General features: G+C 29.6%; 11 protein-coding genes and 1 tRNA gene. 11 read left to right on the top strand and 1 reads right to left on the bottom strand.

Features of this window, described 5'->3' with window-relative positions:
- The first annotated feature begins 111 nt into the window (after positions 1–111).
- Positions 112–4,371, top strand: coding sequence for a 2-hydroxyacyl-CoA dehydratase (locus HMPREF3045_RS05600; protein ID WP_070737747.1), 4,260 nt, complete (start codon positions 112–114; stop codon positions 4,369–4,371).
- A gap of 19 nt (positions 4,372–4,390) precedes the next feature.
- On the opposite strand, the gene HMPREF3045_RS05595 is transcribed toward HMPREF3045_RS05600, so the two are convergent.
- Complete coding sequence (locus HMPREF3045_RS05595) at positions 4,391–5,098, bottom strand: glycerophosphodiester phosphodiesterase family protein (protein WP_070737744.1); 708 nt, start codon at positions 5,096–5,098, stop codon at positions 4,391–4,393.
- Positions 5,099–5,182: 84 nt separating this feature from the next.
- Between HMPREF3045_RS05595 and HMPREF3045_RS05590 the strand changes: the two genes are divergently transcribed.
- The 10 genes from HMPREF3045_RS05590 (at position 5,183) to HMPREF3045_RS05545 (ending at position 15,919) form a co-directional block, all read left to right on the top strand.
- Positions 5,183–5,272 (top strand) — tRNA-Leu (locus tag HMPREF3045_RS05590).
- A 423-nt stretch (positions 5,273–5,695) separates the two neighbouring features.
- Positions 5,696–7,114 carry an aspartate ammonia-lyase gene (locus tag HMPREF3045_RS05585; protein WP_070737741.1) on the top strand — a complete coding sequence of 473 codons (1,419 nt, stop codon included), beginning with the start codon at positions 5,696–5,698 and terminating at the stop codon, positions 7,112–7,114.
- 30 nt (positions 7,115–7,144) lie between these two features.
- A complete protein-coding gene (locus HMPREF3045_RS05580; protein ID WP_019118332.1) occupies positions 7,145–8,449 on the top strand; it encodes a dicarboxylate/amino acid:cation symporter in 1,305 nt (434 codons plus the stop codon).
- Between the two features lie 2 nt (positions 8,450–8,451).
- Positions 8,452–9,168 (top strand): aspartate/glutamate racemase family protein, encoded by a 717-nt coding sequence (locus HMPREF3045_RS05575; protein ID WP_019118331.1) that lies wholly within the window; start codon positions 8,452–8,454, stop codon positions 9,166–9,168.
- Between the two features lie 8 nt (positions 9,169–9,176).
- Positions 9,177–10,085 carry a LysR family transcriptional regulator gene (locus tag HMPREF3045_RS05570; RefSeq protein WP_070737738.1) on the top strand — a complete coding sequence of 303 codons (909 nt, stop codon included), beginning with the start codon at positions 9,177–9,179 and terminating at the stop codon, positions 10,083–10,085.
- 14 nt (positions 10,086–10,099) lie between these two features.
- Positions 10,100–11,458, top strand: a complete 1,359-nt coding sequence (locus tag HMPREF3045_RS05565; RefSeq protein ID WP_070737735.1) for a class II fumarate hydratase — start codon at positions 10,100–10,102, stop codon at positions 11,456–11,458.
- 10 nt (positions 11,459–11,468) lie between these two features.
- Positions 11,469–12,644, top strand: a complete 1,176-nt coding sequence (locus tag HMPREF3045_RS05560; protein ID WP_070737732.1) for an NAD(P)-dependent malic enzyme — start codon at positions 11,469–11,471, stop codon at positions 12,642–12,644.
- 283 nt (positions 12,645–12,927) lie between these two features.
- Positions 12,928–13,701 carry a uroporphyrinogen decarboxylase family protein gene (locus HMPREF3045_RS05555; RefSeq protein ID WP_070737730.1) on the top strand — a complete coding sequence of 258 codons (774 nt, stop codon included), beginning with the start codon at positions 12,928–12,930 and terminating at the stop codon, positions 13,699–13,701.
- A complete protein-coding gene (locus HMPREF3045_RS05550) occupies positions 13,702–14,358 on the top strand; it encodes a corrinoid protein (protein WP_070737727.1) in 657 nt (218 codons plus the stop codon).
- Positions 14,348–15,919 (top strand): ASKHA domain-containing protein, encoded by a 1,572-nt coding sequence (locus HMPREF3045_RS05545; RefSeq protein WP_070737724.1) that lies wholly within the window; start codon positions 14,348–14,350, stop codon positions 15,917–15,919. The genes HMPREF3045_RS05550 and HMPREF3045_RS05545 overlap by 11 nt, the downstream gene beginning before the upstream one ends.
- The last annotated feature ends 1 nt before the right edge of the window (position 15,920 follow it).

The raw sequence follows: 15,920 nt of genomic DNA, 5'->3' as shown, positions 1-15,920 counted from the left end.
CAAAACCGACTTATTTGCTTGTATTTGACTTTATTTATAATAAAATATATAAGGTAGATATTTTTATTCTATTTGTATTTAAATATTTTGATATATAGGAAAGGAAAATGTATGAATTTACATATGGGACTTGATGTCGGATCTACGACTGTAAAGATTGTTATAACTGATGAAAATTTTAACACTCTTTATTCAGTTTACAGACGACATAAATCAGATGTAAAACAAACAGTTGCAAATGTTCTTAAAGAAGCTTACGACAGATTTAAAGATGATTATCTTACTGTAAATGTAACAGGCTCTGGTGGAATGTTTGTTGAAAAATATTTGGGCATTAATTTTGTGCAAGAAGTTATTGCCGAAACAAAAGCTATAAAAAAATTTATTCCTCAAACTGATGTTGTAATAGAACTTGGGGGCGAGGATTCAAAAATAACTTACCTCAAAGGCTCTGTTGAGCAAAGAATGAATTCAATTTGCGCTGGTGGAACGGGAGCTTTTATTGATCAAATGGCAGCCCTTCTTGATACAGACGCGTCCGGTTTAAATGAATTAAGTAAAAATTATAAAAAAATTTATCCAATTGCAAGTCGTTGTGGGGTTTTTGCAAAAACTGACATACAAGCTCTTATGAACCAAGGAGCAAGCAGGGAGGATATAGCAATTTCTGTTTTTCAATCAGTTGTAAACCAAACAATTTCAAATCTTGCTTGTGGAAGACCAATAAAGGGAAATGTAACCTTCTTGGGAGGTCCACTTCATTTTTTGAAGGCTTTAAGAGATAGGTTTATTGAAACTTTGGGCGAAGAAGAAAATAATTTTTATATTCCAGAAGATGCAGAGCTTTATGTGGCAAAGGGCGCTGCAATTTTATCTGAAAATGAAAAGCCAATTTCTTACAAATCTCTTATAAAATCTTTGGAAGAAGATAAAAAAGTTGATATGGAAATGACCAAGAAAATGGATAGGCTTTTTGAAGATGAAAAAGACTACGAAGAATTTAAGAAAAGACACAAGACTAATCTTGTAAAATATAAGAATATTGAAGATTATGAAGGAGAAATTTTTCTTGGAATTGATGCAGGATCAACCACCTCAAAAATTGTCCTAATCAGCAAAGACAATGAAATTTTACACCAAGATTATAGGATGAATTTGGGAAAACCTCTTGAAGTTGTAATTTCTATGTTAAAAGATGCCTATAAAAAAATTCCTGCAAAAGCAAAAATTGTTTCATCAGGAATTTGTGGCTATGGGGAAGAATTTATTAGAAATGCTCTCCACATTGATAACGGCGAAGTTGAAACTATAGCTCATTATTCTGCAGCCAAATTTTTTGATCCAGATGTAGATTTTATTTTAGATATTGGTGGCCAAGATATGAAAGCTATGCATATTCGTGATGGAATTATAGATTCAATCCAATTAAACGAATCTTGTTCATCAGGTTGTGGATCATTTTTGTCAACTTTTGCAGCAAGCGTTGGTCTTTCTGTAGAAGAATTTCAACAAAAAGCTCTTTTTGCAAAAGAACCTGCAGATTTGGGTTCAAGATGCACAGTTTTTATGAATTCAAAGGTAAAGCAAGCCCAAAAAGAAGGGTCAGATGTTTCTGATATAGCTGCAGGACTTTGTTATTCTGTAATAAAAAATGCCATCCAAAAAGTTATAAAGGTTCGTGATCCAAAATCTCTTGGAAAAAATATAGTTGTCCAAGGTGGAACTTTTTATGGAGATGCAATTTTAAGAGCATTTGAAAAATTATCATCAAGGGATGTAACAAGACCTGAAATTTCAGGCCTTATGGGAGCTATGGGTATGGCTTTGATTTCCAAAGAAAAATCAACAGGTCATTCCAAAATTTTATCAGAAAGTGAAATAGATAATTTTACTTATACACAAAAATCTGCAAGGTGTGGAAGATGTACAAATAATTGTTCCTTACAAATAAATATTTTCCCAGATGGATCAAGATTTATAACAGGAAATAGGTGCGAAAGAGGAGCTGGAGTAAAACAAGAAGAAACTTTGGCAGACCTTAATATGTACAAATTTAAAAACAAACTTTTGTTTGATAGGAAGACTTTGGGAGAAAAAAATATTCTTGGAAAAGTTGGACTTCCTAGAGTTTTAAATATGTACGAAGATTATCCTTTCTGGCACGAATTTTTTACTTCTTTAGGTTTTGATGTTATTTTGTCAGATGAATCAAATAGAAAAATTTATGAAAAAGGAATTGCAACAATTTCATCAGAAACTGCTTGCTATCCTGCAAAAATTGCCCACGGACATATAGAAAATTTGCTAGAAAAAAATATAGATATGATTTTTTATCCTGCAATTTTTTATGAATACAAGCAATTTGATAAGGCACAAAATCACATGAATTGTCCAGTAGTATCAGGTTATCCTGATGTAATTGAAAATAATGTTGATGGACTTAAAAATATAAAATATTTAGCACCATATCTTTCATTTGAATCTGAAAAAATTATTGGAGATAGACTAGTTGAAATTTTTGAAGGCTACGAACATGATGGATATGTTTTGAAGAAAAATCAAATAATAAATGCTGTAAAAAATGCTTGGCAAAAACAAGCTGATTATCATGAAGATATAAGAAAAAAAGGAAGAGAAATTTTAGAATATGTTCATGTAAATAAAGAAAAAGCCATCGTTCTTGCAGGTCGTCCTTATCATATAGATCCAGAAATAAACCATGGAATTCCAGAATTAATTGAATCAATGAGAATTCCAGTTTTATCAGAAGATGCCCTTGCTTATTCAACAGAAGATCTGGAAAAAGAAACAAGAGTTTTGGACCAATGGTCTTATCATGCAAGACTTTACAGAGCGGCAGAATTTGTAGGCAAAGATCCTTGCCTTCAATTAGTTCAATTAAATTCATTTGGTTGTGGTCTTGATGCAGTAACAACCGACCAAGTTCAAGATATTTTAGAGGCAAATGGAAAAATTTATACTTTGTTAAAAATTGATGAGGTTTCAAATCTTGGAGCTGTAAAAATTAGAATTAGATCATTAATTCAAGCTCTAGACCAACAAGATGACAAAGACCTTCATTTAAGAAAAAGGAAAGATAAAATTTCTTATGAAAATCATGAATTTACAAAAGCAATGAAGGAAGAAGGCTATACAATTCTTGCCCCACAAATGGCAAGAGAGCATTTCCAAATTTTGGAAAAACTTTTTAATGGAAATGGATACAAGATAGAATTTTTAAATAAAGTTGACGAGAAAGTAATAGATAATGGATTAAAATATGTAAACAATGATTCATGTTATCCTTCAATTACAGTTGTAGGTCAATTTATGGAAGCTGTAAATTCTGGAAGATATGATCCAAACAAATTAGCACTTCTTATGACTCAAACAGGAGGAGCTTGTCGTGCATCAAATTATGTAGGCTATATTAGAAAAGCATTAAAAGATGCTGGCTATCCACAAATTCCAGTTATTGCCTTATCAGCTCAAGGAATAGAATCACACTCAGGCTTTGATTTAAAAAAAGTTTCAAATATACCTTTGCTAGTAAATTCACTAAGAGCCTTGTTGTTGGGAGATTTGATAAATAGAGTTTCAAACGCTACAAGACCTTATGAAAAAGAAAAAGGCTCTGTAGATAAATTGAAAGAAAAATGGATTGAAATTTGTAGAGATAATATTGTAAAAATGAGTTCAAAATCTTACAGAAAAATTATAAACGATATTGTAGAAGATTTTGATGAGATTGAAGTTTTAGATATTAAAAAACCAAAAGCAGGAATTGTTGGAGAAATTCTTGTAAAATATTTAAAAGAAGCAAACAACCATCTGCAAGATACACTAGAAGCTGAAGGAGCAGAAGTAATAGTTCCAGATTTGATAGATTTCTTTATGTATTGTCTTGCAAACACACAAATAAAAAAAGATTTATATGGCAAAAGTCCAATGACAGCATTTTTTGGAAAAACAGCCATAAACACAATAGAATTTTATAGAAAGCCAATAAGAAAGGCTTTAAAAAATTCAAAAAGATTTGATGAGCCAGTCTATATAAATGACGTGAAAGACTTTGCAAAAGAAGTGACAAGTCTTGGTAATCAAGCAGGAGAAGGCTGGCTACTTGCAGGCGAAATGATAGAATTAATTCATCAAGATGCACCAAATATAGTTTGCATACAACCATTTGGTTGCTTACCAAACCACATCACAGGCAAGGGAGTAATGAAAAAAATCAGAGAAATTTATCCACAAGCAAACGTAGTAGCAATAGACTACGACCCAGGTGCAAGCGAAGTAAATCAAATAAATAGAGTAAAACTAATGATGAGCCAAGCAAGGGAAAATCTAAAAGAAAATGTAAAAGCATAAAAAAATCTAGCAGTTTTTGCTAGATTTTTTTTATGAATTTTTCAACATGATTTGTGATAATTCCATTTGGATTTAAAATTTCTAATTTTTCATAATCTTCCTTCTTATTCGAAAACCAAATATTAGTCAAAACTCCCATATTTTTTAAATCAATAATTTCTTTTTGACTAACAGCAATATTTTTTGGATGATAATATTGCAAATTTAAATCCTTACAAAGATTTTCAATATTATCAACTTTTTTGCTAGTCAAATAGGCAAGGGGGATTTCAGTGTCAATTTCTCTAATTTTCTTTAAAGAATTTAAATTAAAAGAAGAAATAATAATTTTATCGACCAAGCCGTAAGCGTAAATTTTTCCCATCAAAAGTTTTTCAATATTTTTATATTCAATTACATTTGTTTTTACTTCAATATTTGTAATAATATCCTTGTCCTTAAAATAAGAAAAATATTCATCAATATCAGAAATTTTTATATTTTCAAAATTTTTATTGTAAGAAAAAGAATATTTTTGTAATTCTTCTAGGCTATGATCTTTTATAAAACCAGAACCATCACTTGTTCTGTCAATTTTTTCATCGTGAATTATAATCAATTCCTTATTTTTTGATAAATGAACATCAAGCTCTATAGCATAAACTCCCATTTCAAAAGCTTTTTTAAAAGCAAGCATAGTATTTTCTGGATAAAGGGAAGAAAAGCCCCTGTGCGCAATAATTTTCATAAAACCTCCTACTAATTTATACCCAAAATAAAAATATAAATATTTGACAAGACATTTAGAACTTGGTATTATATTTAAGTACTTGCAGGATTGGCGGAATTGGCAGACGCGCAAGACTAAGGATCTTGTGTCCGATTTTAGGACGTGGAAGTTCAAATCTTCTATCCTGCACCAAATTTATGCACTCAAAATTGAGTGCTTTTTTTGTGTTTATTTTTAAATTTTCGTTTTTAAAATATATTTTTTGATTTTTCCTATAAAATATTTAAAAAGAATTGTGTTTTAATTTAAAATTAATAAGCAACTTACGAAAATAAATAGTTATAAATTTATCTAAAAGGAAAAGCTTTTTTTATTTTTGTTTTTAATGGATTTTTGAAAAAAATTTTGAAAAAATTCAAATTTCTATGAAGTCTAGTACTTTAAATATAGAGGTTATAAGTTTTGACTTATGGTTGCGATTATAAATTAATAATTTTACTATTAAAAACGTTTTCTATATAATTATATTTGAAAAAAGCTACTAATATTTATTATAATTGTAAGTGATTTGAAATTAGAAATTGAAAATCGCTTAGTGAATTTATGGAGGAAATAATGACTAAGTTTCGTAGAGAACATGATTCTGTTGGTGAAATGGATATTTTAGAAAATGCTTATTATGGTGCTAATGCCAAAAGAGCTGAGGAAAATTTCCCAATAACAGGTCTTAAAGCAGATGATAAATTTTTGGATGCTATGGTTGAAGTTAAAAAGGCTGCAGCTTTTGAAAATGAAAAATTAGATTTAATTTCAAAAGAGCAAAAGGATGCTATTGTTTATGCTTGTGATAAAATTCTTGCTGGAGAATATAGGGATAATTTTATTGTTGATCCAATTCAAGGTGGAGCTGGAACAAGTTATAACATGAATACAAATGAAATTATTGCAAATATTGCAAATGAAAAACTTGGTGGAGGCCTTGGCGTCTATGATAAGGTTCATCCAAATGATGATGTAAATAAGGGGCAATCAACGAATGATGTTATTCCAACAAGTGGAAAGATTGCTCTTGTTAGATATTTTATTGAACTTAAAGATGAATGTGAAAAACTTTTAAAATCTTTTGAAAAAAAAGCGGATGAATTTAAAGATGTTTACAAAATGGGTCGTACTCAATTGCAAGATGCTGTTCCTATAAGTTTAGGTCAAGAATTTAATGCTTATCATTCTGTAATTAAAAGAGATTATAAGAGAATTCAAAAAGCTATTGATGAATTATCAAATGTAAATTTGGGAGCTACTGCAATTGGAACTGGTCTTAATGCGGATAGAACTTACGTAAAAGAAATTGTTGGTGTTTTAAAAGATGTAACAGGTCTTGATTTAAAACAAGCAGAAGATTTGGTTGATGGCACACAAAATTTGGACGGATTTTTATATGCTTCATCAATTTTAAAAACTTTTGCGGTTTCACTTTCAAAAATTTCTAACGATTTAAGACTAATGTCTTCAGGTCCTCAAACAGGAATTGGAGATATTAATTTACCAGTTAGACAAGCAGGTTCTTCAATAATGCCTGGAAAAGTAAATCCTGTAATCCCAGAAGTTGTAAGCCAAGTTGCTTTTGCAGTTTGTGGAAATGATACTACTGTTACAATGGCAGTTGAAGCTGGACAACTTGAACTTAATGCTTTTGAACCTGTAATATTTTATAAACTTTTTGAATCATTAAAAGCTTTAAAGGGTGCAATTTATACATTAAGAGTTAATTGTATTGATGGTATAACTGCTAATAAAGAATTATTATTAGAAGAAGTTGAACAATGTGTAGGACTTGTTACAGCCCTTGCCCCACATATTGGATATGAAAAATCAAGTAAGATTGCACACAAAGCACAAGAGAGTGGAAAAACTGTAAGAGAAATTGTTCTTGAAGAAAAATTATTAGGAGAAGATGAACTCGATAGGATTTTAGATTTCAAAAAAATGATTACACCTGGAATCTTAGAAGAGGATAAATTGGAAGAAAAATAAATTTTAGATAATAGATATTAGGAGGATAAGATGACTACAAATGAAAATAAAAAAATGAGCGCAACTAAAAAAATATTGTTATCAATGCTCATAGGTCTTGTAGTAGGTATAGGACTTCATTATATAGTACCCGACGGATTTTTTAAAAAATCTGTTTTGATTGATGGAGTATTTTTCTTATTTGGTCAAGGCTTTGTTAGATTGTTACAAATGCTTGTAGTACCACTTGTATTTTTCTCAATTGGTACAGGCGTTATGCAAATGAGAGATGTTTCACAATTTGGAAGAGTTGCTATAAGAACTCTTGTTTTATATTTGATAACTACTGCACTTGCAATTGCCATTGCATTATTTATAGCAAAGTTATTAAAACCAGGCGTTGGAATGAATCTTGCTGAGGCTACAAAATCAGCGGCGCCAGCAGCAGATGCTGAAGAGGCTCCAACATTAATAGAAACTTTGGTAAATATAATTCCAAAAAATCCTATAGAATCTTTGGCAAACGGAGATATGCTCCAAGTAATTTTTTGGGCATTTTTGTCTGGTATAGTTATAGGAAGATTTGGTCAAGAATTAAAATTATTAGAAGATTTTATGAATGTTGGCAATGATTTTATGATGAAAGTTACAGCATTAGTTATGAAAGCTGCTCCAATCGGAGTATTTGCTCTAATAGCAAGAACATTTACAGATATTGGACTTGGCATAGTAGGACCACTTCTTACATTTTTGGGATCAGTATTAAGCTCAATGGTAATATTGATAGTTTTAGCTTACATTCCATTAATTGCAATTACATCAAAGACAAGTCCTAGCCATTTTTTGAAAAAAGTATTCCCAGTTTATACTTTTGCTTTTTCATCAGCATCATCAAATGCAACAATACCATTAACACTTTCATCATGTGATACACTTGGAGTTCCTAGAGAAATTTCATCATTTACAATTCCACTAGGTGCAACAATAAATATGAATGGTACAGCAATTTATCAAGGATGCGCAGTAATATTTATAGCAAATGCTTATGGAATAGATTTGACATTTGGAAATTTAGTTACAGTAGTATTGACAGCTGTTTTATCATCAATTGGTACAGCAGGAGTTCCAGGAAGTGGAATGATAATGCTATCAATGGTTCTTTCATCAGTAGGTCTTCCAGTAGAAGGCGTAAGCTTAATTATGAGTGTTGAAAGAATTGTAGATATGTTTAGAACAGCACTTAACGTAACAGGAGATGTTGTGTCAACATTTGTTTCTGCAACTAAAGAAAACTTATTAGATAAAAATAGATATTTATCTGATGAAAAACCAGAAATGGAAGAGGTTGATTTTTAATTATGAAAAATTTCTTTGTGATTTTGGGAGGAATGGGAACCCTAGCAACAACAAATTTTTTAAATGATTTAAACGAAGCTTATAAGCCAAGCTCAGATCAAGAATATTTAAATTATTTGGTAGTAAACCACGCCACAATTCCTGATAGGACTTCCTTTATATTAAAAAAATCAAAAGAAAATCCATTTGATTTTCTAAAAGAAGATATAGAAAGTGTTGATAAATTAAATCCAGATTTTTATGTGATTACTTGTAACACAGCACATTTTTTCTATGATGATTTACAAAAATTAACAAAAAAACCAATCATAAATATGATTGAGCTTGTTGAAAATAAATTAAATAAAATCAAAAAGCCTTCTACAATTGGAATTTTTGCAACAGAAGGAACGATAAAAAGTAAATTATTTAATAATATAATAGAAAGATGTTCTCATAAGGCTTTCGTTTCATCAAGAAAAATTCAAGATAATATAAATGAATGTCTTTATGGTGATGTAAAAGAAAAAGGGACAATTAATTTTGAAAGATACCACAACACTTTGAAAGAAATGATGGATCAAGGATGCGATTATATAATTATAGGATGCACAGAAGCTTCATATATAAATAGCAAAGATGAAAATTCAAATCTTTATCCATTAATAGATAGTGAAAAAGAATTGGTAAATGAGAGTTTGAAGTTAGGACTTAAACTTCAAAAAAATATAGAAATTTAGGAGCAAATATGTCAGAGATGGACTTGGAATATATTAGAGCTATTTTAAAATATGGTTCTATTACCGCAGCCTCAAAAAAAATTTATATTTCCCAATCAGCTTTAAGTCAACACATCATTAGGATTGAGAAAAAATTGGGAGTTGAAATATTTAATAGGGATTTTAAACCTATAAAACTTACTGAGGCTGGCATAATTTATAAAAAGTCCCTTGAAGATATAGAAAAATTAAAAGAAAATACTCTATTAAAAATTGAAGAAATAAATAAGTTGAAAATCGGAGAGCTATCAATTGGTTCTACCGATTATCAAACTTATTTTTTCCTATCAAAAGTTTTAAAAGATTTTAATGAAGATTATCCAGGAATTAAAATAAATTTATTAGAAGCTAAAACTAATCAGTTAAACACTTTTGCCTTAAATGGTTTGTGTGATTTTTCAATAACTTATGAAACAGATAGGTTTGATGATTTGGAAAGCATAAATCTTTATAGAGAAGATGTATATTTGGCTATGTCAAAAGAAAATAAATTAAAAAATGATTTGTCAGGCAAAGGAAAAATAAAAACAATTAGTTCCAAAAAACTTGCAGGGCAAAATATTATAAGAATGAAAAAAGGACAAAATCTTATTTTGCAATACCAAGAGCTTGATGAATTTACAGATAATTCTTTGAATACAGTTTTTGAAACAGATTCAATATTTATAGCTGAAAAATGTGTAAGAGAAAATATGGGGCTTGCCATTTTGCCTGAAAAAATGCTAAAAGAAAAAAAGAATGATCTTATATATTTTAAATTAAATGAAGGCTTATCATCAAGAACTGCTATGATAAATTATTCCAAAAATCACAAATTAAAAACTATTGCAAAAATATTTATAGATAGGTTAAAAAGATACGCTAAAGAAGAATTTTAAAATCGAGGTAAAAAATGAAATACAGACAAGAAGAAGATTCTCTAGGGATAGTAAATGTTCCAGCTAATCATTTTTGGGGAGCACAAACTGAAAGATCTTTAGAAAATTTTCCTCAAGAAGTTGAAAAAATGCCACATTCTCAAATTATGGCAATAGCAAGTATAAAAAGATGTGCAGCTATTGTTAATAATAAAGAAAAAAAATTAGATGATAATAAAAAAGATTTGATTGTAAAAGCTTGCGATAGAATTTTAAAGGGAGAATTTGACAACGAATTTCCATTAACAGTTTGGCAAACAGGCTCTGGAACTCAAACAAATATGAATGTCAATGAAGTTATAAGCCATATTGCAAATGAAAATGAAAAAATAATTCATCCAAACGACCATGTAAATATGAGCCAATCTTCAAATGATGTTTTCCCAACAGCAATGCATCTTTCAACTTACAAAAATTTATCAGAAAAATTATTAAAAGAATTAGAAAAAACAATTGATGCAATTAAAAAATTGGAAGATGAAAATAAAAATATAATAAAAACAGGCAGAACTCATCTTCAAGATGCAACTCCTTTAAAACTTTCTCAAGAAATTTCTGCATGGAGAACTTGCCTTGAAAGAGATTTGAAAGTTTTAAAAGAAGTAAAAGAAGAATTGACCTACCTTGCTATAGGTGGTACTGCTGTTGGAACAGGAATAAATGCAAAAAAAGAATTTGGTAATGAAATGGCAAAAGAGCTTTCAGATTTTTATGGTTTTGAATTTAAATCAGATGAGAATAAATTTTATCAATTGTCATCAAAATCTGCTCTTGTAAATGTTCACGGAACAATAAAGGCCCTTGCGACAGATCTTTATAAAATTGCAAATGATATAAGATTTTTATCTTGTGGTCCAAGATGTGGAATAAGTGAGCTTACAATTCCTGCAAACGAACCAGGCTCATCAATTATGCCGGGAAAAGTAAATCCAACTCAAGTTGAATCAATTACTATGGTTTGTATAAAAATAATGGCAAATGATTTTGCAATTTCAATGGCAAACACTCAAGGTCAATTGCAATTAAATACTTATATGCCTTTGATAATTCATTCAATGGACAATTCAATTACGCTTTTGTCTAAATCATTAAAATGTTTTAGAGAAAAATTATTAGAAGGACTTGTTGCAAATGAAAAAAATATTGCAAAAAATTTAGAAAATTCTCTTATGCTTGTAACAAGCTTATCTCCACATATTGGATATGATAAGGCAAGTAAAATTGCAAAATATGCTTATAAAAATAATTTAACATTAAAACAAGCTTGTCACGAATTAGAATATTTAAGCGATGAAGAATTTGATGAAATAGTAAAACCAGAAAAAATGGTATAAGGAGAAAATAATGGAAAATCTAAAAGAAAAAGCACTTGACTTACACAAAGAGATTCAAGGAAAAATTTCAACAGAATTAAAAACAAAATTGGAAAACAAAGATGATTTATCTTTAGTATATTCTCCAGGAGTTGCTGAACCTTGTAAAAAAATCTACGAAAACGAAGATGATGCTTACGTTTATACTGGAAAAGCAAATACAATTGCAGTTATTTCTGATGGAACAGCTGTGTTGGGACTTGGAAATATTGGGCCAAAAGCAGCACTTCCTGTAATGGAAGGTAAGGCTTGTTTGTTTAAAAAATTTGGTGGACTTAATGCAGTTCCACTTGTAATTGATACAACAGATACTGAAGAAATTATAAAATTTGTAAAACAAGTTTCTCCAACTTTTGGCGGAGTAAATCTTGAAGATATTTCATCTCCAAGATGTATAGAAATCGAAACAAGATTAAAAGAAGAATTAGATATTCCGGTTTTTCACGACGACCAACACGGAACAGCAATAGTTACAATTGCAGCTTTAATTAATTCTTTAAAACTTGTAAATAAAAAACCAGAAGAATGTAATGTGGTAATTTCAGGAGTAGGTGCTGCTGGATCATCAATTGTAAGAATGTTAAATGATTTTGGAATTAATGATATTTATGCTTTTAATTCTAGAGGAATTTTAAGAGAAGACGAAAAATATTCAAAAGATTTATACAACAAACTTGCTAAAGAAACAAACAAAGAAAATAAAAATTTAACATTAGAAGAAGCGATGGCAGACGCTGACATTTTTGTAGGAGTTTCTGTACCAAATAAAGTAAGTAAGGAAATGGTAAAATCAATGAGACGTGATCCAATAGTTTTGGCTATGGCAAATCCAGATCCAGAAATTACTTATGAAGATGCAAAAGAAGCCGGAGCAAGAGTTGTTGGAACAGGAAGAAGCGATTATCCAAATCAAGTTAATAACGTTCTAGCTTTCCCAGGACTTTTCAAAGGAGCTTTGTCAGTTCATGCAACAAAAATTACAGAAAAAATGAAAGTTGCAGCAGCAGAAGCTATTGCAAGTTTAATTCCTGATGAAAAAATTTCAGAAGATTATGTAATTCCATCAGCATTTGATTTAGGAGTTGCTGATGTTGTTGCAGAAGCTGTAGCAAAATGTGCAAGAGAAGAAGGACTTGCTCAAAAATAAAAAAATAAGAAAATATTTTAAGCAAAAATAAATTAAATTCTCCCTATTAAAATTAAGAGGGAGAATTTTTTTGTGAAAATTTATTTTTAAAAAATCAATTTAAAGCCATCAACTTGACAAATGTTTTCCTAAATGATAAATTAATATAAATAATATCTAAATTTTAAATTGGATATGTAGTATGTGATTAATGATTATTTTAGTTAAAATCAAATTTTGAAACTATTTTAGTCATTAATTTTTTTGTTTTTAATAATTTGTGCAGATTTTGGAGAGGGAGTTTATGATTAGATCTTATAAATGTATCGACAAACCACAAAAGCCTATTAGCTATGATATTTTATTAAATCCAAATAAAATGGCAGATTATGCTTGTGGAGAAAAGTTTATTTCCTTGCCCCTTCTTCCTATGATTTCTCTTTGTTTGGGAGTTGAATTTGAAAATGGAATCAAGGCAAATCCGATTTTTGAAAAAATTCAAGATGTAAAACTTGAAATGTATTATGGAAAAGAAGAATACAAGGCAATGGTTAAAGCCATAGAAATTATTGATAATAAAAAAACTGTAATTGAAATGAGAGGGCCTCTTGCTATTTTGGATAATCTTTTGGGAATAGAAAAGATAATGAGGGCTATGAGAAAAAATAGGGAAAATTTAAATTTTCTCTACAATGAATTTATTGGGATTTATCTTGACTATATTAAGAAAATGCAAGATGTGGGAATTACAATTTTTAGTTTTGCTGAAAGTATCTTGGATGTAAAATTATTTGGACCAAGAGAAGTAGGAAATTATGTGGATGATTTTTTGCTTAAATTTTTAAAAGAAATAAAACTATTGCAAAAAGAAATTCCATTTACCTTTCATCTTTGTCCAAAATCAAGTCTTATCCTTGTTGATTTAGGTAAGGCAAACTTTTTTCCTATTGAATATGAAAGTCCTAAAAAATATATAGATATTTTGTATGAAAATAAATGTTTTTTGGGAGATAGGTGTTTGAATTTGGCAGATAAAAAATTTAAAAGTGTAAATAAAATAATTTTGAAGGAGGAATAAGTGGCAAGTAAAGAAGAATATTTAGAAAAAATGGCAAAGATGGTTGTTGAAATGGAAGATGAGGAAATAGGAGATTTATGCCGTGAGTATTTAAATGAAGGTTATGATCCAGAGGAAGCTATTTTTAATGGACTAATTAAGGGGATGAATGAAGTAGGAAGACTTTTTGAAGAGGAAGAATATTTTATTTCAGACTTATTAATTTGTTCGGATGCCATGTATAACGGAATTGATGTTTTGAAAGAAAATATTGAAAGTTACGGGGAAAATAATCTTGCCACAGCTGTAATTGGAGTTGTTGAAGGCGATACTCATGATATTGGGAAAAATCTTGTAAAATTGATGCTTGAAGTCAACGGTTTTAATATGATTGATTTGGGCAAGGATGTTCCTTGTGAAAAATTTGTTGATGAGGCAATTAAAAATAAGGCTCAATTTATTATGATGTCAACTTTAATGACTACAACTATGGAAAATATGAAAAAAGTAATTGATATTTTAAATGAAAGAAATATTCGTGACCAATTTATTGTTATGGTTGGAGGCGGACCAGTTTCTGAAAGCTTTGCCAAAGATATTGGGGCTGATGCCTACAGTGAAAATGCAAATGAGGCAGTAAAGGTTGCAAAAAGTTTAATTAAAAATCATGAAAATTGAAATTGAAAATTTGAATAAAATTATTGATTCAAAAGGAAAAAATATCTTAGAAAGTCTACTTGCAAATAATATAAAAATCGATAATTTTTGTAACGGCAAGGGGACTTGTGGAAAATGTAAAATTAAAATTTTAAAGGGAAGTCTTAATCCAATCACATCTTTAGAAAAATCTTTGTTAAGCGATGATGAGATAAATTCAGAAATTCGACTAGCTTGCTTAACTTTTCCTAAAACTGACCTTAAAATTAAAACTCTAGGTGATAATTTAGCTTTTAAAATTTTAGATTTTGGAGAAATTCCTGATTTTGAAATGAAATTTGAAAAAGGTTTTGGTCTTTGTCTTGATATTGGTACAACAAGTCTTGCCATGTACTTGGTTGATTTATCAAATGGAAAAATAATCGATAAAATCTCATCCATAAATTCTCAGGTCAAATATGGCCTTGATGTAATGACAAGAATTAGTTTTGAATATGAAAATGAAAATGGTAAAAATTTACTCCAAGATGAAATCATAAAGAGTATCAATAATTTGATTGATGAGCTTGTAAATAAAAACGAAATTGAAAGAAGTCAAATTAAAAAACTTGTAATTGGGGCAAATACTACCATGCTTCATATGCTAGTTGGCGTTGACGCAAAATCTTTGGGGAAATTTCCCTATGAGGCGAAATTTTTAAATTCTCTAAACTTAGATTCTAAAAATCTTGGCATCAATCTTTCAGCAAAAGTTTATACCCTTCCAAATGTTTCGGCTTTTGTGGGAAGTGATATTGTTGCAGGGGTATATTTGACGGATTTAAAAAATCAAAAAAATACGCTCTTTGTCGACATTGGGACAAATGGAGAGATAGTTTTAAAAACAAAGGATAAACTTTATGCAACGTCAACTGCAGCAGGACCTGCCCTTGAGGGGATGAATATTTCTTGTGGAATGCGAGCAGAAAGCGGGGCAATTGATTCGGTAAAAATCCAAAATGAAAAAATAAATTTTTCTACAATAGACAAGAAAAAGCCCAGAGGAATTTGTGGAAGTGGGCTTTTAAGTTCAGTATCTCAAATCATTGAGAAAGAATTTGTAAATAAAAGAGGAAGGATTTTAGATCCAAAAAAATTGGATAAGGAGGATTACAGGAGAAAATTTATAAAGGAAGATGAAAAGAGAAAAAGAATTATAATTCTTGATCCAAAAGAAAATATTTATATCAGTCAAAAAGACATTAGGCAAGTTCAGCTTGCAAAAGGAGCGATTTTATCAGGGTTTTTGATTCTTCTTGAAAAAGAAAATATAAAAATTGAAGATTTAAATTCTGTAATAATTGCTGGTGGCTTTGGAAGTCATCTTAAAAAAGAAGATTTGACAGGAGTTGGAATCTTGCCAAAAAATATAGAAAAAAAGATAAGATATGTTGGAAATTCTTCCCTAATCGGAGCCTATATGGCATTGATGAATGAAAATATAATTAAAGAAATGGAAGAATTATCCCAAAATATAACTTATTTGGACCTTGCAACAAGTAAAAATTATGAAAGAAAATTTGCGAAAGCAATGCAATTTTAAG

Source organism: Anaerococcus sp. HMSC075B03 (genome assembly GCF_001815585.1).
Taxonomy (GTDB): Bacteria; Bacillota; Clostridia; order Tissierellales; family Peptoniphilaceae; genus Anaerococcus; species Anaerococcus vaginalis.
This window is presented reverse-complemented; position numbering and strand designations above follow the sequence as displayed.